Source organism: Cellulomonas humilata (genome assembly GCF_030814415.1).
Classification (GTDB): domain Bacteria; phylum Actinomycetota; class Actinomycetes; order Actinomycetales; family Cellulomonadaceae; genus Cellulomonas; species Cellulomonas humilata_A.
The window spans coordinates 1-19,660 of the sequence record NZ_JAUSVB010000006.1; the positions used below are offsets into that span (position 1 = coordinate 1).

Annotated in this window: 18 protein-coding genes; 11 read left to right on the forward strand and 7 right to left on the reverse strand. The window is 73.5% G+C overall.

Annotated elements, in window-relative coordinates; all coding sequences use genetic code 11:
* Window positions 1-312: 312 nt before the first annotated feature.
* On the reverse strand, window positions 313-1,137 hold the full coding sequence (locus J2X26_RS18490; protein ID WP_307494170.1) for a DUF4397 domain-containing protein: 825 nt from the start codon (window positions 1,135-1,137) through the stop codon (window positions 313-315).
* Window positions 1,138-1,228: 91 nt separating this feature from the next.
* The gene (locus J2X26_RS18495; RefSeq protein ID WP_307494171.1) at window positions 1,229-1,933 is read right to left on the reverse strand and encodes an alpha/beta fold hydrolase; all 705 of its coding nucleotides are present in this window, start codon (window positions 1,931-1,933) and stop codon (window positions 1,229-1,231) included.
* 64 nt (window positions 1,934-1,997) lie between these two features.
* Here J2X26_RS18495 and J2X26_RS18500 point away from each other — a divergent pair, with 64 nt between their 5' ends.
* The 6 genes from J2X26_RS18500 (at window position 1,998) to J2X26_RS18525 (ending at window position 10,284) form a co-directional block, all read left to right on the forward strand.
* Window positions 1,998-2,711, forward strand: coding sequence for a helix-turn-helix transcriptional regulator (locus tag J2X26_RS18500; protein WP_307494172.1), 714 nt, complete (start codon window positions 1,998-2,000; stop codon window positions 2,709-2,711).
* Between the two features lie 135 nt (window positions 2,712-2,846).
* The gene (locus tag J2X26_RS18505) at window positions 2,847-5,249 is read left to right on the forward strand and encodes a glycoside hydrolase family 9 protein (RefSeq protein ID WP_307494173.1); all 2,403 of its coding nucleotides are present in this window, start codon (window positions 2,847-2,849) and stop codon (window positions 5,247-5,249) included.
* Window positions 5,246-7,129 carry an ABC transporter ATP-binding protein gene (locus J2X26_RS18510; protein WP_307494175.1) on the forward strand — a complete coding sequence of 628 codons (1,884 nt, stop codon included), beginning with the start codon at window positions 5,246-5,248 and terminating at the stop codon, window positions 7,127-7,129. The genes J2X26_RS18505 and J2X26_RS18510 overlap by 4 nt, the downstream gene beginning before the upstream one ends.
* Window positions 7,126-8,913 (forward strand): ABC transporter ATP-binding protein, encoded by a 1,788-nt coding sequence (locus J2X26_RS18515; RefSeq protein WP_307494176.1) that lies wholly within the window; start codon window positions 7,126-7,128, stop codon window positions 8,911-8,913. The genes J2X26_RS18510 and J2X26_RS18515 overlap by 4 nt, the downstream gene beginning before the upstream one ends.
* Before the next feature lie 100 nt (window positions 8,914-9,013).
* Complete coding sequence (locus J2X26_RS18520; RefSeq protein WP_307494177.1) at window positions 9,014-10,009, forward strand: hypothetical protein; 996 nt, start codon at window positions 9,014-9,016, stop codon at window positions 10,007-10,009.
* A gap of 104 nt (window positions 10,010-10,113) precedes the next feature.
* On the forward strand, window positions 10,114-10,284 hold the full coding sequence (locus tag J2X26_RS18525; protein WP_307494178.1) for a hypothetical protein: 171 nt from the start codon (window positions 10,114-10,116) through the stop codon (window positions 10,282-10,284).
* Here the strand turns inward: J2X26_RS18525 and J2X26_RS18530 are convergent, their stop codons facing one another.
* Window positions 10,285-10,476 (reverse strand): helix-turn-helix transcriptional regulator, encoded by a 192-nt coding sequence (locus J2X26_RS18530; protein ID WP_307494179.1) that lies wholly within the window; start codon window positions 10,474-10,476, stop codon window positions 10,285-10,287.
* Window positions 10,473-10,886: a hypothetical protein gene (locus J2X26_RS18535; RefSeq protein WP_307494180.1), complete on the reverse strand. Its 414-nt coding sequence runs from the start codon at window positions 10,884-10,886 to the stop codon at window positions 10,473-10,475. The genes J2X26_RS18530 and J2X26_RS18535 overlap by 4 nt, the downstream gene beginning before the upstream one ends.
* A gap of 182 nt (window positions 10,887-11,068) precedes the next feature.
* On the opposite strand from J2X26_RS18535, the gene J2X26_RS18540 reads away from it, so the two are divergent.
* Both J2X26_RS18540 and J2X26_RS18545 read left to right on the forward strand, forming a co-directional pair.
* Window positions 11,069-11,710: a heme oxygenase (biliverdin-producing) gene (locus J2X26_RS18540; protein WP_307494181.1), complete on the forward strand. Its 642-nt coding sequence runs from the start codon at window positions 11,069-11,071 to the stop codon at window positions 11,708-11,710.
* A 132-nt stretch (window positions 11,711-11,842) separates the two neighbouring features.
* Complete coding sequence (locus J2X26_RS18545; protein WP_307494555.1) at window positions 11,843-13,279, forward strand: GGDEF domain-containing protein; 1,437 nt, start codon at window positions 11,843-11,845, stop codon at window positions 13,277-13,279.
* A gap of 55 nt (window positions 13,280-13,334) precedes the next feature.
* On the opposite strand, the gene J2X26_RS18550 is transcribed toward J2X26_RS18545, so the two are convergent.
* The 3 genes from J2X26_RS18550 to J2X26_RS18560 all read right to left on the reverse strand — a co-directional run bounded on the left by J2X26_RS18550 (window position 13,335) and on the right by J2X26_RS18560 (window position 17,234).
* Complete coding sequence (locus J2X26_RS18550) at window positions 13,335-15,323, reverse strand: NHL domain-containing thioredoxin family protein (RefSeq protein ID WP_439897880.1); 1,989 nt, start codon at window positions 15,321-15,323, stop codon at window positions 13,335-13,337.
* A 140-nt stretch (window positions 15,324-15,463) separates the two neighbouring features.
* Window positions 15,464-16,600 carry a methyltransferase gene (locus J2X26_RS18555; protein ID WP_307494183.1) on the reverse strand — a complete coding sequence of 379 codons (1,137 nt, stop codon included), beginning with the start codon at window positions 16,598-16,600 and terminating at the stop codon, window positions 15,464-15,466.
* A 4-nt stretch (window positions 16,601-16,604) separates the two neighbouring features.
* Entirely contained in the window at window positions 16,605-17,234 is a 630-nt protein-coding gene (locus J2X26_RS18560) for a TetR/AcrR family transcriptional regulator (RefSeq protein WP_307494184.1), read from the reverse strand.
* A 216-nt stretch (window positions 17,235-17,450) separates the two neighbouring features.
* On the opposite strand from J2X26_RS18560, the gene J2X26_RS18565 reads away from it, so the two are divergent.
* The 3 genes from J2X26_RS18565 to J2X26_RS18575 all read left to right on the forward strand — a co-directional run bounded on the left by J2X26_RS18565 (window position 17,451) and on the right by J2X26_RS18575 (window position 19,616).
* Entirely contained in the window at window positions 17,451-18,713 is a 1,263-nt protein-coding gene (locus J2X26_RS18565; RefSeq protein ID WP_307494185.1) for a GAF domain-containing protein, read from the forward strand.
* A gap of 182 nt (window positions 18,714-18,895) precedes the next feature.
* Window positions 18,896-19,078, forward strand: coding sequence for a hypothetical protein (locus J2X26_RS18570; protein ID WP_307494186.1), 183 nt, complete (start codon window positions 18,896-18,898; stop codon window positions 19,076-19,078).
* Window positions 19,079-19,088: 10 nt separating this feature from the next.
* On the forward strand, window positions 19,089-19,616 hold the full coding sequence (locus tag J2X26_RS18575; protein WP_307494187.1) for a DinB family protein: 528 nt from the start codon (window positions 19,089-19,091) through the stop codon (window positions 19,614-19,616).
* The last annotated feature ends 44 nt before the right edge of the window (window positions 19,617-19,660 follow it).

Genomic DNA, 19,660 nt, shown 5'->3' on the forward strand with positions numbered 1-19,660 from the left:
CGCCGCCCCCGGGGGGCCCCCCCGGCGTCTGGCCGTGGCGGCCCCCGGGGTTGTCCCCCCCCCCCCCCGGGGGGGCCCCCCCCCCCGGGGGCGGGGGGGGCGGGGGGGGGGGGGGGGGGGGGGGCGCCGGGGGGGGGGGGGGGGGGGCCGGCCCCCCCGCGACCGCCGGTCCGGAGTCGGGGTCCGGGCCGGTGCACGCGGTCAGCAGAACCGTCGCCGTGCCGAGTGCGGCGACGGTCGCGAGCACGCGTGCCGAGACCCGGGAGCGCGCAGACGCACTCCCGGGTCGCGACGTGAGCATCATGAGGACAGTCAGCTCCGCTGGGTGGCGGCGCGACGGGCGAGCCCTGCGCCGATCAGTCCGGCGACGGCCAGACCGGCGATGGCGAAGGTCCAGGCGGACGAGCCGCCGTCGGACACGAGGCCGACCTCGCCGGCGTTCACGCCGGACGGGTTGCTGTGCAGGCCGGTGATGGTCTGCGTGGCGAGCGCGAGGGTGGCGGGCGACGCGGTCGCGCTGCCCCACGCGTAGACGATCGTGCTGGTGCCCTCGACGACGGGCACGTCGGCCGGGCCGAGCAGCGCGGGCGTCGTGGTGCCGGTGGCGGTCACGCTCGCGGAGACGGTCCCGGCGGGGAGGTTCAGGACCTTCTCGTTCGGGTTGGTCAGGTTGGTGATCACGGGCGTCGTGCCCGCCAGCACGTCGACCCCGGGGGCGGCGGCGACGTGCCGGACGGTGAGCCGGCCCTCGCCCGCGGCGGTGGCGGAGATGTCGTTGGTGAACAGGGTGGCGGTCGGGGTGCCGGCGGCGTCGAGGTGCGCGACGGCCGTGTAGTTCTTGCCGGCCTCCAGCGCCAGGTCGACGGGGCCGATGGCGGGCGCGCTCGCGTCGGCGGCGTCCGCCGCGGTGATCGCGACCGTGTACGTGCCGGCGGGCAGGTCGAGCGGTCCGGCGAGCGAGCCGGGCGTGAAGTCGTCGAGGGTGCGCTCACCGTTGACCCAGACGTCGACGGTCAGACCGGGGACGCCGTGGAGCACGGACAGCTTGGCGGGGTCGGCTGCCGAGGCCGGGACAGCGGCGAGGGTGACGAGGGCGAGCGTCCCGGCTGCGATGCCGGACAGGAGTCGTGCGCGCATGGTGCGTCCTTCGAGGACTGGCCCGGCGGGTACGTCGGGCGGCCGATGTGCTGACACACCCTCTTCGCCCGCCGGGCCGTTCTCGGATGCACTAGATGCGTGCGGCCTGCGCGATCGCCGCGGCGAGGTCGGCCGGCCGAGAGAACATCGGCCAGTGCCCGGTCGGCAGGTCGACGTACGTCAGGTCGTGCGCGGAGCCCAGCTCGGTGTGGAACGGCGGGCCACCGTGGGCCATCGGCTTGAGCTGCTCGGCCGACAGGCTGGTGCAGATCGCGGTCGCGGGAACGTCGAACCGCCGCGGGTCGCTGACGTGCACGGCGCCGCGCACGACCTGGGCCGGGTGCGGCACCGCGCGCCGGCGGAACTCCGCCAGCCCGTCCTCGGAGATCCCCTCGATGCTCGACCCCTGCGCCGCGAACTCCTCCCACGTGGGCAGCGGGACCTCGATCTCCTCGGTGGCGGAGGCGTCGATGGCGGCGCCGGTCTCGAGCGGGCCGGAGTCGACGTAGATCGCGCGGCGCACGCGGTCGGGCCGCTTGTCGACGACCTCGCCGACGAGTGCGCCCCCGCCGCTGTGGCCCACGAGGACGACGTCGCCGTCGAGGCTGTCGACGAGGTCGGTCAGGGCGCGGACGTGGTCGGCGCGCGTGACGGTGCCGCGCGATGCGCCGGGCTCGAGGCCGGGCAGGGTCGGCGCGTGGACGTCGAACTCGTCGGGGAGTGCGGCGGCGACGCCGTCCCACGCCCAGCCGCCGAGCCAGAAACCGGGAACCAGGATCAGTGGAGTAGTGGTCATGGATCCATCGTGAACCGGGTCCGGTGACACCAGGATGTCACCTTTGTGTCACCATGCTGGCACCATGAACCGGACCGACCGTCTGTACGCCCTCGCCGAGGAGCTCCGCCGCGTCGGCCACGCCGGCACGACGAGCACCCGGCTGGCGCGGCTGTTCGAGGTGTCCCCGCGCACGGTCAAGCGCGACGTCTCGGCGCTGCAGCAGGCCGGCCTCCCGGTGACCGCGCAGGCGGGGCTCGGGGGCGGCTACGTGCTGGACGCGTCCGTCGGCCTCCCGCCCGTGAACTTCACGCCCGCGCAGGCGGTCGCGCTCGCGCTCGCCGTGCGGGCGCTGCCGCCGGGCAGCCCGTTCGGCACCGATGCGGAGGCTGCGCGCGGGAAGGTGCTCGACGCGCTCCCGCCTGCCGACCGCCTTCGCGCCGACGAGCTGTCGGGCCGCGTGTGGTCGCGGCCGGAGCAGGTCGGCGAGGTGGCGACCCCGCAGGTGCTGCGTGCGGTCGAGGAGTCGCTCGGGCGGCACCGGGTGCTGGCGATCGAGTACCGCAGCGGGGACGGCACGCTGAGCCGGCGTCGGATCGAGCCCGTGCTGCTCGCCCGTACGGGGGGCCACTGGTACGTGGCGGCGTGGTGCCAGTGGCGCGAGGCCGTGCGCTGGTTCCGCCTGGCCCGGATCTTGCGCGCCGACCTCACGCCGGAGCGCTACGAGCCGCGTCCCCTGGCGGACGTGGGCGAGCCGCCACCGGACGCGTACCCGGTGTCGTCGCGGCCGTCGGACTGAGCCTGTGGGTTCGTGGCTTCCGACGCACGATCGCGCGTCCGACCCACGATCTGGATCCCGTCCGCGAAACCCGTGGAACCGGTGCGCGCGACGCACTACCTTGAGAGCGCTCTCAGCCGGTCGAAGGAGTCCCGCGTGCGTCCTGTCCTGCCCTTGGCGGTCGTCCTCCTGCTGGGGGCAGCCGTGCCCGCAGCGGCTGCGGACGGCCCCGAGCTGATCCCGAACGGGTCGTTCGACACCGAGGCCGCGCCCTGGTGGACGACGCCGGACATGGTCGCGGACACCTCGTCGGGAAGCCTGTGCGTGGACGTGCCGGGTGGGTCGAGCACCGCGTGGTCGTCGATCGTCGGGGTCGACGGCGTGCCGCTGGTCAAGGGAGAGACGTACCGGTTCGCCTTCACGGTCAGCGGGACCGCGGAGGTGCCCATCCGCGCGTTGGTGCAGATGAACACCGAGCCGTGGACGTCCACCTCCGAGGTGGGACCGATCATGCAGCCGGACCCGAAGCCGTACGAGGTGGGGTTCACGTCGACGATGGACTGGCCCGCGGGGCAGGTCGTGTTCCAGGTGGGTGGCGCGCCGGAGGACTGGCGGTTCTGCGTGGACGACGTCTCGGTGCACACCGGCGAGCTGCCGGCGCCGTTCGAGCAAGAGACCGCGACGAGCGTCCGCGTGAACCAGCTGGGCTACCTGCCGACGGGCCCGAAGCGTGCGTCGCTGGTGACCGAGGAGACGGACCCGCTGCCGTGGCAGCTGCTCGACGCAGACGGCGACGAGGTGGCAACGGGGACGACGGCCCCGCGTGGTGAGGACCGGACCGCTGACGAGAACGTGCACGTGATCACGTTCGACGAGGTCGACGCGACCGGGCAGGGGTTCACGCTCGTCGCCGACGGCGAGACCAGCCACCCGTTCGCCATCGACGCCGACCTGTACGCGGACCTGGCGACGGATGCGCTCGGCTACTTCTACCTGGCGCGCAGCGGCATCGAGATCGACGGTGCGCTGGTCGGCGACGAGTACGCGCGCGCGGCCGGGCACCTCGGCGTGGCACCCAACACGGGGGACACCGCCGTCGGCTGCCAGGCGCCGCAGGCCTGGTACTCGGGCTGGACCTGCGAGGACACGTTCGACGTGCGCGGCGGCTGGTACGACGCGGGCGACCACGGCAAGTACGTGGTCAACGGTGGGATCGCGGTGCACCAGGTGCTCGACACGTGGGAGCAGGCGCTCGTCGCGCAGGGCCGTGAGGCGGCCGAGGCGGGCCCGCTCGCCGACGGGACCGCAGCGATCCCGGAGGCCGGCAACGGTGTGCCGGACGTCCTCGACGAGGCCCGCTGGGAGCTGGAGTGGATGCAGCGCATGCAGGTGCCCGCGGGCGACCAGTACGCGGGCCTGGTGTTCCACAAGGTCCAGGACGACGGCTGGACGGGGCTGCCGCTGGCGCCCGACGAGGACGCGCAGACCCGTCAGGTGCACCGCCCGTCGACGGCCGCGACGCTCAACCTCGCGGCGGTCGCGGCCAAGGGCGCCCGGCTGTGGGAGCCGTACGACGAGGAGTTCGCGGCGAGCCTGCTCGAGTCGGCGCGCACGGCCTGGGCGGCAGCGGTCGAGACCCCGGACCTCTACGCGTCCGCGCTCGACGGCAACGACGGCGGTGGTCCGTACGACGACAAGGACGTGACCGACGAGTTCTACTGGGCGGCCGCGGAGCTCTACCTGACCACGGGCGACGACGAGTTCGCCGACGCCGTGACCGCCTCCCCGGTGCACTCGGCGGACCTCAAGGGCGCGGTCGCATTCGACTGGCAGCGCACCGCGGCCCTCGGCCGGATGGACCTCGCGCTGGTGCCCAGCGAGCTGCCCGACCGCGACGCGGTGCGCGACTCGGTGGTGACGCTCGCCGACTTCGCGCTCTACCAGCAGGGCAAGGCGTTCTTCGGGCAGCCGTACCAGCCGTCCGACGCCCGGTTCGAGTGGGGCTCCAACGGGATCATCCTCAACAACGCGGTGACCCTGGCCGCCGCCGCCGAGATCACGGGCGACGAGGAGTACCGCACGGCCGCGCTGGAGAGCCTCGACTACGTGCTGGGCCGCAACGCGCTCGACCAGTCCTACGTGACCGGCTACGGAACCCAGTTCTCCCAGAACCAGCACCACCGGACGTTCGCCGCGCAGCTGGACCCCACGCTCCCGCACCCGCCCGCCGGCACCCTGTCCGGCGGTCCCAACAGCTCGATCCAGGACCCCGTCGCGGCCCAGACCTGGCCGCAGGGGTGCGTCGCACAGCGGTGCTACCTCGACAACATCCAGTCCTGGTCCACCAACGAGATGACGGTCAACTGGAACTCGTCGCTGACGTGGATGGCGGCGTGGGCGTCGTCCGACGAGGTCGTCGACAGCGGTGCGAGCTTCGTCGGCACGTCGCTCGGGTTCGACCGGTCGACGCTCTGGATCCTGGTCGGCGCGGGCGTGCTCGTCGCCGGGCTGGTGGTCGGTCTCGGTGTGCGACGACGACGCAGGAGGGACGCAGCATGATCCGGAACTGGTACCGCAGCGCGGTCGTGCCGCGCCGGGCGATCGCGCGTCTGCTCCCGACCGCGGGCGGAGGGCTGGTCGCGGGCCTCCTCGCACTCGACGTCGTGCTCGGGCTCCTGCCGGTCGCGTTCGTTCTGGCCACGTCCGTCGTGGTGGGGCAGGTGCCCGCGGCGGTCGACGGCGGCACGGGGTCGGCGGCGTGGAGCGACCTGGTCAGCACCTTCGTGCTGGCCGCGGTCCTGTTCCTCGCGCGGCAGGTGCTCGCCCCGCTGCAGACCGCGCTCGGCGTCCGCATGCAGCGGCGCATCGACGGCGCCCTGCGGGACCGGGCGCTGAGCGTGGCGCTGCGGTCGACGAGCATCGCGCCGATGGAGGACCAGGCCACCCTCGAGGCCCTGACGGAGGCCACGCGCGAGTTCGAGGCCGAGTTCCGCAGCCCGGGGTCGTCGGCCGCGGGGCTGCTCGCGCTCGTCGCGCGGTACGTGCAGCTGGTGGGGTTCGCCGCGATCATCGGTGCGGTCGTGTCGTGGCCGGCCGCCGCGGCGGTGTTCGTCGCGACCATGGTGTTCCGGTACGGGCAGCGCGGCGGGCTCCGGCGGTACTCGCAGGTGTGGTCGCAGGTCATCGGGTTCCGCCGCCGGTCGGTGTACCTCCGCGAGGTCGCGATGGGACCCGAGGCGGCCAAGGAGATGCGGGTCTTCGGGCTGGCGGGCTGGTTCACCGACGAGTACAGCGACGCGACGAAGGCGATGCTCGACCCCGTCGCGGCCCGACGCCGTCGGCTCTACCTGGTGCCGTACCTCGTCTACACGGCTATCGGGCTGGTGATCAGCGCAGCCGTGCTCGTGTCCATCGCCCGGTCCGCGTCGGCCGGCGAGATCACGCTGACCGCGCTCGCGCTCGGCATCCAGTCGGTCGTCGCGGCGATCGCGCTCGGCGAGTACTACCCCGAGTCGGACGTGCAGACGCAGTACGGGATGCAGGCCGTCGCGGCGCTCGCGGAGTTCGAGGCTCGGATGGCCGACGCGGAGGCGCGGCTCCCCGCCGCCGGCCCCGGGCTGCCCGTCCCGCCGGATGCCCCCGAGGAGGCCATCCGGTTCGACGACGTCCACTTCGCCTACCCGGGCAGCAGCAGACCCGTGCTCGACGGCCTGGACCTGGAGCTGCCCGCGGGGCTGTGCACGGCGATCGTCGGCGTCAACGGCGCGGGCAAGACGACGCTGGTCAAGCTGCTCACCCGCCTGCACGAGCCCACCGCGGGCCGCCTCACGGTGGACGGCACGGACCTGGCCGACCTCGACGTCGCCGCGTGGCGCCGCCAGGTCAGCGTGGTGTTCCAGGACTTCGTGCGGTACGAGCTCTCGGCCGCGGACAACATCGCGGTCGGCGCGGTGCACGTCCCGCGCGAGATGGCCGTTCTGCGCGGTGCGGCCGCGCGCGCGGGCATCGCGGACGCCGTCGACGCGCTGCCGTCCGGCTTCGACACCACCCTGTCGCGCGCGTACGAGGGCGGCGCCGACCTGTCCGGCGGCCAGTGGCAGCGGATCGCGATCGCGCGGTCGCTGTACGCGCTCGAGGCGGGAGCCCGCCTGCTGGTGCTCGACGAGCCGACGTCCGCCCTGGACGTCCGGGCGGAGGCCGCGTTCTTCGACCGGTTCGTCGAGCTCACCCGGGGCGTCACGTCGGTGCTCATCTCCCACCGGTTCTCGAGCGTGCGGCGGGCGGACCGGATCGTCGTCATCGACGCCGGCCGGGTGGTCGAGCAGGGCACGCACGACGAGCTCGTCGCGGCCGACGGGCACTACGCCCGGCTGTTCCGGCTGCAGGCCGAACGGTTCGCCGCGGGACTGGACGCCGACGGGAACGAGGTGGAGTCATGAGGCAGACCGTGTCCGGGAGCTGGGCGCTGTTCCGGCTGGCCGGGCGGATCAGCCCCGGCAAGCTCACGCTCTCGTCGGTGCTGATGGTGCTGCAGTCGGTGGCGCTGCCGCTGGCCGCACCCGCCCTCGCTGTCCTGACCGACGCAGCCGTCGCGGGGGACGCCCGGCGGGCGTCGATCGCAGCTGTCCTCGTGGCGGTGCTGGTCGTGGCCGCGCTGACCGCCGGCCACTTCGCGCACATCTTCTACTTCGAGCTGGGCGACGAGGCGGTCATGCGCCTGGAGCGCGACCTCATCGGGCTCTCGCACGACTCGCCGGGCATCGAGCACCACGAGCGCCCCGAGTACGCGGACCGCCTGCAGGTGCTGCGCACCGAGCTCAACCGGTCGGGCTGGGGGTCGATGCAGGCGCTGCTGTCCGCCATCGGCCTCGGCGTCGCGCTCGTCATCACGGGCGTCCTGCTCGCGGAGCTCAACCCGTGGCTGCTGCTCCTGCCGCTCGCCGCGCTGCCGCCGTTGGTCCTGGGCCGCCGCGCGGAGAACGTCCTGGGCGCGGCGCGCGCCGACGCCGCCGCCGACAACCGCCGCGCGCGGCACCTGTTCGTCCTGTCGCTCGACGCCGACGCCGCCAAGGAGCTGCGCACCTGTGGGCTGGGCGAGGAGGTCCGGACGCGGCTGCGGCGGTCGTGGGATGCCGCGACCGCGATCCTGTGGGCGGGCGAGGTGCGTGCCGACGCCCTGCGCGCGGCCGGTCAGCTCGCGTTCGCGGTCGCGTACGTCGCGGCGACGCTCCTGGTGCTCCGGGACGCCGTCGCCGGACAGCGGACGGTCGGCGACGTGGTGCTCGTCATCACGCTCGCGTCCCAGGTGAACCAGCAGGTCACCGCTGCGGTGACCATCCTGCAGCAGCTCCAGCGGGCGGCGCGGAGCATGACGGACCTGGCGTGGATGCGGTCGCTCGTGCAGGCGCAGACCGTGCACGGCGCGCAGGTGGCGGCGCCCGACGAGCTGCGCGACGGCATCCGGTTCGACGGCGTCTCGTTCACCTACCCCGGCACCGACGCCCCCGTGCTGGAGGCGGTCGACCTGGTGCTGCCCGCCGGCACCAGCGTCGCGATCGTCGGCGAGAACGGCGCCGGCAAGACCACGCTGGTCAAGCTCCTGTGCCGGTTCTACGCGCCGACCACGGGCACCATCACCGTCGACGGCGTCGACCTGCACGACCTCGACCCCGTCGGGTGGCGCGACCGCACCGCGGCGGGCTTCCAGGACTTCTGCCGGTTCGAGCTGCTGGCGCGGCAGAACGTCGGCGTCGGGGACCTGCCCCGGATCGAGTCCGACGATGCTGTGCTCGGCGCCCTCGACCGCGCGCACTCCTCCGACGTCCTGGCCCGCCTGGACGACGGGCTCGACACGCAGCTGGGCACCAGCCACGCGGACGGCGCGCAGCTGTCCGGCGGGCAGTGGCAGAAGCTCGCGCTCGGCCGGGCGATGATGCGCGAGCAGCCGCTGCTGGTGGTGCTCGACGAGCCGACGTCGGCCCTCGACGCCCAGGCAGAGCACGACCTGTACGAGCGGTACGCGGCGCACGCGAAGGCGGTCGGCGCGACGACCGGCGCGGTCACCGTGCTGGTCTCGCACCGGTTCTCCACGGTCCGCATGGCCGACCTCATCCTGGTCGTCGCCGACCACCGGATCGTCGAGTCCGGCTCGCACGAGGAGCTCGTGGCCCTCGGCGGCCTGTACGCCGAGCTGTTCGGGATCCAGGCGGCGGCCTATCTCTGAGTTCCGCGTGTCGGTGCCGACGAGTTCCGCGTGTCGGTGCCGACGGGCAGACTGGCACCCGCTCCGGGACGTACCAGGGCGAATGGACAGGGGGATCTTCATGGACCACGGCACGGCACGCGAGACCAAGGCACAGGCCGTCGACTACGCACGCGAGCTGTCGGAGCGGGTCATCCGGCCGTCCGACGTCGCCGACGGCGGTCCCGCGCTGGCCATCGGCCTGGCACCGCAGCCCGACGGGACGTACGCGCTCGCGGTCCGCTACCGGCTGGGCCTGCCGTCGGTCCGGAGCATCGCGCGCAAGGTCGCCGCCGAGGTGGGAACCGACGTCGACATCCGCCGCACAGGTCGGATCTCCACGCTCGCGGACGACCCGGCCAAGGTCCGTCCGCGGCCGCCGGTCATCACCGCCCACGCCCTCGGGGAGACCGGCCGCACGCGTCCGCTGCGCCCGGGTGTCTCCATCGCCCACGCCAAGGTCACCGCCGGCACCCTCGGCGCGTTCGTGCACAAGGACGGGGTGGTCCACGCGCTGTCCAACTTCCATGTGCTGGCGGGGTCTCGGCAGGCCAAGGTCGGCGACACGATCCTGCAGCCCGGTCCCGCCGACGGTGGGCGTGCCCCGCGGGACACCGTCGGCACCCTGGCCGCGTGGGTGGACCTGGACCAGCACCGCACGGCCCTCGTCGACTGCGCGATCGCCCTCCTGGACGACCAGGAGGTCGACCCGGAGTACCCGGTGGGCCGGGTCACCACCACGGCCGTCGCGCTCGGCGGCGAGCAGGTGGCCAAGATCGGTCGCACCACGTCGGTGACGCGCGGGCGGGTGACCGCGATCGAGCTGGACAACGTGGTCGTCGGCTACGGCGACGACATGGGCGAGATCAGCTTCGACAACCAGATCGAGGTCGAGTCCACCGGCACCGGCCCGTTCTCCCGCGGCGGTGACTCGGGCTCGTTGGTGTACCGCGCGGACGGCGTCGCCCTCGGGCTGCTCTTTGCAGGGTCGGAGTCGGGGGGCGAGAATGGCACCGGGTTGACGTACATCAACCCCATCGATGCCGTTCTTGACGCTCTTGGGGTCACACTGGTCTGACGACCGTCGGACCAGCCGCCTCTGCGGCCGCGTCACGGGCGGCGGGAGGCGGTACGACCATGGCGGACCTCGAACAGGCCCGGGCAGCGAAAGAGCGCCTACGCATGACGTTGAAGGGGCGCTCCGACGTGCGCGGGATCGGGATCGCCCGGGCCGCCGACGGGTACCAGCTCCAGGTCAACCTGTCCCGCGACTCCGGGTCGGACCTGCCCGGCGCGGTCGACGGTGTCGACGTCCAGGTCCGCGTCGTCGGCTCGATCCGCGCGAGCGCCTGACTACTCGTCGAGGAACAGCTCGTCGACCCGGATCTCGAACAGCCTGGCCAGCCGGAAGGCCACCGGCAGGCTCGGGTCGAACTTCTGCGTCTCGATCGCGTTGACCGTCTGCCGGGAGACGCCGATGCGCTGCGCGACGTCGGCCTGCGTCCAGGCGCGCTCGGACCGGAGCTCCGCGATGCGGTTCTTCATCGGTACCGGATCTTCCCGGCGGCGACCGCGACCAGGAAGACGACGGCCATGAACACCGGGAGGGCCGCGACGCTCACCTCGTCGACGAGACCGGCCGCCTCCGCGACGACGTAGCCGAACCCGATGACCCACGCCGCTCCGAGGGTGACCGCGAGCGCGTCCTGCATGATCTTGCGCTGCAGCTCGTCGAGGGCTTGTAGCCAGCGGGTGAGCGAGATTATCCACACGAACCCGACGAGGACGTTCAGCATGACCGCTGCCCAGGTCGCGGCCGGTCGGGAGTCGCCCCACAGCTCGGGGGCGAAGCGGGCGAGGGCGAGGCTCGCCGTCCAGGCGAGCGTCCAGACCGCGAGGCCGCCGGTCGCCCTCATCTCAGCCTTGTAGGCGTCTGCCGGGGGTGGTGTCTGCACGGGCCCGTCCTTCCGATGCGAGTCAAGTTCACTTGACACGGTAGGCGCGACCGAGCGCTCAAGTCAAGTTCACTTGACACGCCGCTCCTGACGAACCCCGCCGTGCGAGTGACCAGGGGATAGGCAAGCCTTACCTCCTCGGGTACTGTTTCCTGACATTGCGTCAGTACCTGAGGAGCCCCGTGAGCACCACCGCCGTCCTGTCCCCGCTCTCCGTCGCGCTCCGCGAGGGGACCCGCGGCGAGCACGAGGCGGCCGAGCGCTCGGGATTCGTGGAGCTGCTCCTGGCGGGCCGGTTGGACCGTGCCGCGTACGCCGACCTCGCCGCCCAGCAGCTGGTGGTCTACACCGCGCTGGAGGCCGCCGGCGGGCAGCTCGAGAACGACGGCGGCCTCGTGTTCGCCGAGCTCACCCGCGTGCCGGCCATCGAGCAGGACCTCGCCCACCTGTACGGGGCGGACTGGCGGACCCAGGTGCGCGTCCTGCCCGCCACCCAGGTCTACGCCGACCGGCTCGCGCAGACCGCCGACTCCCTGCCGCGGTACGCCGCGCACGCCTACACCCGCTACCTCGGCGACCTGTCCGGCGGGCAGATCATCAAGCGGATGCTCCAGCGCCACTACGGCTTCACGTCCGAGGGCATCGCGTTCTACGACTTCCCCGAGATCCACAAGCTCAAGCCGTTCAAGGACGTCTACCGCGAACGCCTCGACGCCCTCCCGCTGGACGACGAGGCCCGCGCGGCCGTCGTCGAGGAGGCGCGGCTCGCCTTCCGGCTCAACGCGGACGTGTTCGGCGAGCTCGGCGCGGCGCACGTCCGGTGAGCGCGGCGGCGCCGCGGGTACGCTGTCGGCGTCGGAAATAGGGCGTGCAGAACGTTTTTGCTTCGCCAGGACGGGTGATCTCATGCACCTCTCATCCGTCTGCGTCGCCCCATCCGGTATGGAGGGTCGATGATGGGCGACGTGACGCGTCGCAGCTCGGCTGCTCCGGGTGCGCGCGCGGACAGCAGGTCCGCCGCGGACCTCGTCGGCGTGCGCGCGCTCGCCCTGGCGGCGCACCGTCTCGACCGCTGCCGGTCCATCGACGAGGTGGCGCACGTGGCCACCACGACGGGCATCGAGGTGCTCGACGCCCGGCACGTCGCGTTCTGCCGCATCGACCAGGACACGTGCCGGATAGTCCTCGTCGAGCCGCCGCCCGTCGCCCCCCGTGCGGTCTGGATGGTGCGCGCGTCGTACCGCGCCGACGACCGGCCCGCGCTGCGCGCTCTCATCCGCGACCGGGCCAGCTGGGTCGCCCACGCGCGCACGGTGCACGACGAGTCCACCGTCCCGGACGACCCCGACGCCGGTGACCCGGTGGAGGTCGACACCCTGCGCGAGCTCGACGCCGCGACCGCCCTGGCGACACCCATGGTGGTCAACGGCAGCGTCTGGGGTCAGCTGTACGCCGTCCGCGCCCGGCCGGGCCCGCCGTTCCGGGTCGACGACGTCGCCCGTGCCGAGGTGCTCGCGGCGCTCGTCGCCGGCGCCGTCGCCCGGGTCGACCTCGAGGCGCAGGTGCGTCACCTCGTCGCCGACGACCCGCTGACGGGCCTGGCCAACCGGCGGATCGCCGACGCGGAGGCAGAGGCGGCACTCGAGTCCGGCCACGAGACCTGCATCGTCATGTGCGACGTCGACGGGCTCAAACGGGTGAACGACGAGCTCGGCCACGACACCGGCGACGACCTGCTGCGCTCCGTCGCCGACGTCCTCGGTCGCGCTGCCGCGGCGCTGCCGGGGTCGACTGCGGCCCGCATCGGCGGCGACGAGTTCTGCCTGGTGACCGTCGGTCGGCGGCGCGCGGAGGTCGCGGACGTCATGGCGGCGACCATCGCGGCGTTCCCCCTGCCGCACGGCGCGGCGATCTCCTACGGCATCGCCTCCACGGCGGTGACCGGCTCCGTGTCCGCGCGGCACCTGTTCCGGCAGGCCGACACCGCGCAGTACAAGGCCAAGCGCGCGCGGGCGCGGGCACTGCGCTCGATGGTGCCCGCGGCGGCGGACCCCGCGGTCACGGCCGAGCGGGTCCTGGTGGCCGGCACCGCCGCGATCGTCGCCGCCCAGTCCGGCGTCGTCCCCCGGTTGTGCGCGTTCGCCGCGGCGGCCACCGAGACGCTGGGCGGATCGGCGTGGGCGGTGCTCACCCGGCGGAGCGCGTCCGAGCCCCCGTCGGCGGTGGCCCGCGGTGGGAGCCCGGCGGAGATCGGCGTGGAGTCGTCCACCGCCGTCGTGATCCACGACCTGTGGCAGGTCGAGATCGGAATGTCGGCGACGGCGGCCACGGGTGAGGTCGTCGCGACGTCGCTCGACGCGCTCGCGGCGGTCGCGATCCTGGGGGCTCGCTAGCCCGTCGAGGACAGCGCCCGCTAGCCCGTCGAGGACAGCGCGCGCTGAGCGGGACTCAGCCGTGCAGCGGCAGCGTGAGGGTCGCGGGAGCGCCCTCGACCAGCCGGACCGGCACTCCCCAGTCCTGGGCGTTCAGGTGGCACGCCGGGTACTCGATCGCGGGGTCGGCGTCGCAGCTGGCCGCGTGCGCGGTGACGTGCAGGACGCCCTCCGGCACGGCCGGGTCGAGCCGCAGCACGCGGTCGAGGGGGACGTCGTCGCCGGCGCCCTCCAGCAGCAGCCCGGCCGGGGTCGACGAGACCTGCAGGCGCGTGGACGGACCGTAGCGGTCGTCGTACTTCTGGCCGGCCGCCGGGGTGAACACGACGTCGAGCCGGACCTCGCCGGGGGACAGCTCCGTGACGGGACGCTGCGTGCGGTGGGAGCCGGAGTCCAGGATCTGGCCGACGAGCGTCGCGGGCAACGCGATCCGGGTGAGCCGGTGTGCGGCGGACTCGACGACGAGCAGCGTCGAGCCACCGTCCAGCACGACGATCCCGCTGGGCTCGGCCAGACCGGTGGCCAGCGTGGTGACCTCGCCGTCGGCGTACCGGCGCACCGCGCCGTTGTAGGTGTCGGCGACGACCACCGAGCCGTCGGGGAGCACGGCGACGCCGAGCGGGTGCTGCAGCCGCGCCTCCCCCGCGGGGCCGTCGCGGTGGCCGAAGTCGAACAGCCCTTCGCCGACGACGGTCTGCACGGTCCGCTCCACCGAATCCACCCAGCGCAGCGCGGACGTCTCGGAGTCGGCCAGCCAGATCTTGTCGTCGGCGGCGACCGCGAGACCCGACGGCTGCGCGAACCACGCCTCGTGCAGGGGACCGTCGAGCAGGCCCTCGTTCATGGTTCCGCCGAGCAGGTCGATCGAGCCCTGCCGGTCGTCGAAGGCCCACAGCGTGTGGTTGCCCGCCATCGCGACGACGAACGCCCCGAGCGGCTGCGACCAGGCGACGTCCCACGGGGAGGACAGCTTGTGCCGACGAGGACCGGGCACGAACGTCCCGGCGCCGGCCATGCGACCGGCGACCGCGTCGCCCGGCTCCCCGATCACCGGCACCGACGCGAGCTCCTGGTCGGACTCGACCTCGTCCGACGGCACGAAGTTGTCCGCCGCGCCGACCATGTACTGCGCGCCGGTCCCGGCCACCGTGGTCACGGTGCCGTCCGCGAGCCGGACCCCGCGCAGCGCGTGGTTCACGGTGTCCGCGACGAGCACGTCGTACCCGAGCGTGAGCCGCAGCTCGTCGGGGACCAGGCACAGCCCGTTCGGCTCGCTGAACCGCGCCTCGTCGGGACCGCCGTCCACCAGCCCGCGCTCACCGGACCCGATGCGCCGGACCAGCGTCTCGCCGTCGGCCTCGAGCTCGGCCAGGCTGTGGTGCCCGGCGTCCGCCACCAGCAGGTGACCGTCCGGCAGCGCGATCGCCTTCGCGGGGAACCGGAGCGTGCCCTCGCGCGGCGCGGGCGGGACGTACGGTCCGTCGCCGCGGTGCAGGGTGCCCTTGGCCTCGTGCTCCGCGATCAGCTCGCCGACCAGGATCTCGACGTTGCGCTTGTGCCCCTCGCCCGCCATCTGCGCGACGACGTAGCCCTCGGGGTCGATGACGACGAGCGTCGGCCACGCCCGCGCCGTGTACGCCGACCACGTCACCAGCTGCGGGTCGTCGAGGACCGGGTGGTGGACCTCGTAGCGTTCGACGGCGGCGGCCAACGCCACCGGGTCGGCCTCGTGCACGAACTTCGGGGAGTGCACGCCGACGATCACCAGCACGTCGCGGTGCTGCTCCTCCAGCTCACGCAGCTCGTCCAGGACGTGCAGGCAGTTGATGCAGCAGAACGTCCAGAAGTCGAGGATGAAGATCTTCCCGCGCAGGTCCGCGAGCGTGACGGTGCGGCCGCCGGTGTTCAGCCACCCCCGCCCGACGAGCTCGGACGCACGGACCCGGGGCAGTCGACTCTCACGCACACCCCCATTCTGCGCGACCCCGACCGGACGTCCGAACATCCGGTCGTCCGAACGCTCGATCATGCGGACGTCGCGGCTCCCCGCGAGCAACGTCCGCGGATTCGGTCGTCAGGACGCTCGATCCTGCGGACGTCCGAGCAGGTGGTCGCTCCAGCAGCCACATGCTCGGACGGTGCGGGTCAGGTGCGGTCGAGGACGTAGATGCGCGGGTGGTGGCCCTTGGCGAACACCCGCGTGGTCGAGCGGACCCGCCAGAGGGCGTCGGCGTCGCGCAGGCAGCGCTCCATGACCTTGACCTCGTGCGTGAGGACGACGAACCGGGCGCCGGGCGCGGCCACGTCGTAGGCGGCCTGGAGCATGCCGGCGTGGACCTCGGCGTTCGTGGCGTGCGTGCCGTGCAGGGTGCCCCACGGCGGGTCGGCGAGGAGCAGGTCCCAGCCGGTGCCGACGGCCTCCGTCAGCTCGGGGCCGGTGCAGTCGGCCCGCAGCAGCCGGGCCTCCACCGCGCCCGCGCCGAGGTTCTCCGACGAGGCCGTGAGGGCGTCGGCGGACAGGTCGACCCCGACCGCGTCCGCCGCGGGTGCGACGGAGAGCCGCTCGACCAGGAGCGTCCCGGAGCCGCACATGAGGTTGAGCACCCGCTCCTCGGGGTCGACGCCGCCCAGGCGCACCATCGCCGCGGCGATCGTGGCGTTCGCGGCGCCGAGGAAGTCGGTGACCCGCCACCGCCGCGCGGACAGAGGGCGTGCCCCGACGCGGACCAGGACGTCCCAGCCGGGATCGCCGGACGACCCGGGGCGCAGGCCGCGACGCACGCGCAGGACCAGCTCGCCCTGCGCCTCGTCGTACCGCAGGCCGGTCGCCTCGGCGAGCAGCTCCGCGAGCCGGGCGAACACCGTCGAGTCGCTGCCCGCGGCCTCGAACCGGAACGACGAGGAGCTGCCGACCCGCAGCGAGGAGTACATGGCGTCGACGATGCGCTGGAGGTGGTCACCGCTGGTCAGCGACTTGGGGCGGGGGACGTCGAACCGCAGGACGACGAACGCGGCGACGGCCGTGCGCAGGTCCAGGACCGCCGTGAGCGGGCCCCAGTGGGACACGTCGAGCGCGTCCTCGCGGCCCGGCACGGGCGTCGGGGCGCCGTCGAGCATGAGGACCTCGGCGGCCTCGTCGGCGAGCACGTCGCCGAGGCCCGGGAGGAACGTGAGCTCGAGGCTGGTGGACCGCCGGGCGGGCGGACGGGACCGGGGCCGTCGGCCCACGGGGTGGCTGCCGTGGTGCGCGGGTGGTGTGCCGCCGCGTGCGCGCTTCGCCACCGGGTCAGGCCGGCTGGAGGGTCGGCGCAGGTACAGGGACGAATGCCGTGGCACCGACGGCGCGGAGCACGAACGCCTCGGTCTGCGCGATCGCACGGTCGCGCTCGGGGCCGTCGGCGGGAACGCCCCGGCCGGACAGGCACGCGTTGATGAGCGGCACCGTGACGTCGAGGTCCTGCTCCGGGAAGGCGCCGGACTCGATTCCCGCGGCGAGGATCCGGCGCAGGATCTGCTCGACCACCATGACGTGCTCGCGGACGCGCTGCTGGGTGCCCCGGGAGAGCACCGAGCGCAGCTCCGGGCCGGGGGCCAGGTGGTACACCTTCGTCAGCGCGGCCTGCTGGCGGACGTACGTCTGGAGCTGCTCGGTCGGGTCCTCGATGTCGTCCAGGGCGCGCTGCAGGGTGGCCGCATACTGCTCGGTCTCGTGCGTGATGAACCCGAGCAGGAGGGACTCCTTGTCGGGGAAGTGGTTGTAGACGGCGGTGCGTCCGACGCCGGCGGCGGACGCGATCTCGGCGAGGGTGATCGCATCGAACCCCTGGTCGGCCATGAGCGCCGAGAGGGCCGCGAAGAGCTTCTGGCGGGTCTGCTCGCGGTGCTCGTGCAGGGACCCGCCGATGATCTTGGGCATCGTGACATCATCGCACGTTCTGTCATCAAATGGGTGCGAGGCCCCGGGCGGCGGTCGATGAACCGAAATATGGGGTCGTCCCGCGTGATCACGCGGCAGATCCGTCCGAAATGTGCTCGATTCGGCGGTTCGTGTTCGTACACTCGGAACTGCGCGGGGGCCGAGTGGTCCCCGCGCCAGCGTGCGTTCTCGACGGCGCAGTCGGGAGGAGTCGAGATGACGGAGATCGTGGACACCGCCCGTGTGCGTGCTGCCCACGAGCGCTTCGTCACCACCGGCCAGCTCTCCAGCCGCGCTGTCCGGTCGGTCGTCGCCGACTCCTGGCGGAGAAGCCAGCGCAGCGGCGTCGACCCCGAGGTGCAGAACGCACCGGTCGACATGGGCGGCAACGACCTCACCGGCTACCGGAGCTCCCTCGCGCTCGCGGCCGCCATGCCCGTGGTCCGGGACCTGCTCGTCGCCCCCGGCGCGGACGCCGGCTGGGTGACCGCGCTGACCGACGACGTCGGCCGCATGCTGTGGGTCGAGGGCGACGTGTCCCTGCGCCGCCGGGTCGAGGGTGTCGGCTTCGTGGAGGGTGGCGTCTGGCGCGAGGACTCCGCCGGCACCAACGCGCTCGGCACGGCGCTGGCCACCGACCAGCCCGTCCAGGTGGTGGAGGCCGAGCACTACGCGCGCAAGGTCCAGCCGTGGAACTGCGCCGCCGTCCCCATCCACGCCGCGAGCGGGCAGGTGCTCGGCGTCCTCGACGTCACCGGCGGCCCGATGGTGGCGTCCGGGCTCGTGATGTCCCTGGTCCGCGCGACCGTCGCGGCCGTCGAGGCGGAGCTCGCGCGCGTCGCACCCTCGCCGACCGAGAAGCACTCCGTCATCGTGCTGACCGGCCAGTCGACCGCACGGCTGCGGGTGCTCGGCGCCCCGACCGTGCACATCAACGGGATCGACGTCCGGCTCAGCCTGCGGCACGCCGAGCTCCTCCTGCTCCTCGCCCGCCACCCCGCCGGGCTCAGCGCCGACGAGCTCGCCGTGCTGCTCAGCGAGCACGAGCTGTCGGACGTCACCGTGCGGGCCGAGGTCTCCCGCCTGCGCCGGCTCGTCGGCCCCCTGCTCAGCGAGTCCCGCCCCTACCGACTCACCGCGCCGCTGCGCACCGACGCCGACATGGTGCACGCGCTGCTCGACACCGGCGAGGTCGACGCCGCCCTCACCGCCTACCCCGGACCCGTCCTCGCCCGGTCCGTGGCGCCCGGGGTCGAACGGATCCGCGACGAGCTCGCCGCCGACGTGCGCGCGGCCGTGCTGGCCAGCCCGCTGCCCGGCGTCGTGAGCCGCTGGCTCGCCTCGGACGCCGGCGCGGACGACTGGCAGGCCTGGGAGCGGCTCGCCTGGCTGGCACCCAAGGGGTCGCCGGTGCACGTGCGCGCCGTCGGCCGGCTGGACCTGCTGGGCCACCGGCTCGGAGCTCCCCGGCACGTCTGACGAAGCCGCCTGGATCCGACGCTCACCTGCAACGTTCCTGCAACGTGCCGCGCCCTAGGTTCCTCACGTAACGAGGCGGCCCTTGCTGGTCGGCGGGGTAGACGAGCGGCGGCTGGGCGAGGATCGGAGGGGAACTTCGCCCGGCCGCAGCGCTCACAGCAAGGGATGACCAGGGGGGCACGATGATCATCGACGCAGGAGAGCCCGGACGCGACGTCGGGCTCGACATCCGCGACGACGGCTGGATCGCCGGGGAGTTCGTGTCCCCGGCTGCGGGACGCATCGACGAGCCCGGCCACCGGCAGCGTGACCTGCCCGGCGCCGCGTGGCTCCTGACGTACTCGGGCTACGAGGCCGACCACTAATCTTCCGTTCATGACGAACGAGGAGATCCAGCCCGACACCAAGGACTGGACCTGGGTCCTGTCGCAGCGGTGCCCGGAGTGCGGGTTCACGGCCACCGACGTCGACGGCCCCGCCATCGCCGGCACCGTGCGGGACCTGACGCCGCGCTGGGTGTCCGCGCTGCACCGCGCCGACGCCCGCGACCGCCCGGCGCCGACCACGTGGTCGACGCTCGAGTACGGCGCGCACGTGCGGGACGTGATGCGGATCTTCGGTGCCCGGCTGGACCTGCTCCTGACGCAGGACGACCCGCTGTTCGAGAACTGGGACCAGGACGCGACCGCGCTCGAGGAGCGGTACGACCTCCAGGACCCGCAGGTGGTCGCGGTCGAGCTCGCCGAGGCGGCGGACAGCACCGCCGCCCTGTTCGACTCCGTGGCCGACCACCAGTGGGACCGGTCGGGGCGACGGTCGAACGGCTCGGAGTTCACGGTGCTGACGCTCGGGCAGTACTTCCTGCACGACGTCGTCCACCACCTGCACGACGTCCACGCCTGAGCTCACCGCGACCGCGAGAACGGTCGGTGACCTGCGTCGTCAGG